The sequence below is a fragment of the Enterobacter cloacae complex sp. P13B genome (assembly GCF_014895915.1).
Lineage (GTDB): Bacteria > Pseudomonadota > Gammaproteobacteria > Enterobacterales > Enterobacteriaceae > Enterobacter > Enterobacter bugandensis.
On sequence record NZ_JADBQN010000118.1, the window covers coordinates 1 to 1,538 of the forward strand.

Sequence of the window (1,538 nt, forward strand, 5' to 3'; positions counted from 1 at the left end):
GGAACATCCATTACAGTAATAGAACCATTTGGACTAGTGTTAGGTAGTAAACAACGGTATAAGGTTGAACCCTCTTCTACCTTAGTTTTATTCACTGTCATTTTTACAGCTAACCCTAGACCTACTCCAGTAGTATCAACGCCACCATATTCAATATGGAAGTTTGAATTATTATTAAACTTAAACCAGATTGATTGTTGTTCTAGCGTAGTCTGTGCTGATGTACTTTGATTAATTACAATGTACCCTTCTGCATCTCTTGAATATGTTGCTACTTGATTACTTGGATAGAAATAGTCATATGATATACCATCAGTGAATGGCGTTTTTGCGATAGTACTCTTACGAAAGAACATATCAAACTTATCAATGTCAGAATAACCATAGCAAGTTAGTAATGAACACTGCCATGCAAGATAGTGTTTACGTTCCCCTGTAATATCCCATAGCATCTTAGAAGCTAGGCAGAACCATAATTCGGCATCAGATGCATTGTCTGCAAAGTCGAGATCACCGTAGTTATCAATAGGTACGTTAACTGGGCGATTGTGCCAACGTTCATTTCTGCTGAACATGTAACCACCATGTTCTACGGGGTTACGTGTTGCGTAGTTGAAGCGGTAATTACCATTGATTGAAGTGTTCTTGAGCTGGACTGTACCGATCTTACTTGTTAGACCTTGTTCAAGTACTTCACCATCAGAATCTACCTTACGGCCTGTACGGTCGATGATCCAATCCACATCGTAAGTTGGTGCTTTGGTCTTCCAATCCGTAGAACCATCTTCTAACCACATGTAAGCAGTGGCGTTAACTTGGTTCCAACCTAGTGATGCACGCTCTGGAAAGGCGAACCATACAGCATCCAAGTACTCACCATAGTTCGGAGCACCTGAAGGGATCTTAGTTTGTCCGTTAACCCAATTGAATAGCACCCCTTTAAAGCCGCCGTGTGTTGGATATTCGGGATCTAGTGGGTAGTTTGCCAGTACTGGAGCCTTACCATTACAAATCCAATTACAACGTAATGCCGTACTTGGTGGATCTGGAAATGGTACACCACGATAGAATGCTAGGTGATATGCATCAAAATATTGTTTTGCTTTCTCTAAGTAGTACGGTTCTTTAGTAGCTTGATAACAATGCAATGCACCTAGTATTTGTAGTGATTGTCCTTCTGTAGTTGAGTCACCATCTGGTTGTGCTTCCCACTGAGTTTCCGCGATAAAGTGTCTATTGTTTGCAAGTACATTATCTGGATTAAAAACATAATGCTGCGTTTTATTATCTGTGGTTAGTCCTGTATTTCGGTCGAGAAACTTAAATTGCCCCTCAACCATTTGAAACGCGTTATCTAAATTGTGTTTTCTAATCATTAGTGTAGATCTGCCATTAGTAAGGAGCCGTACCAAGTGCTACCACCATCATAAGAAACAAACTGGAATACATCGGTTGAATCTTTAGTAAATGTCAGTACTGGTACACGCCCATAAGACAATAAAATTGAATCAGGCCATGATATTTTATTTGCCCCTGTA

1 pseudogene is annotated in these 1,538 nt (G+C 40.1%); it reads right to left on the reverse strand.

What is annotated here, in order from left to right:
- Positions 1-1,376 (reverse strand): annotated as a pseudogene (locus IM273_RS22190) (hypothetical protein); the annotation flags it as partial.
- Positions 1,377-1,538: the final 162 nt, after the last annotated feature.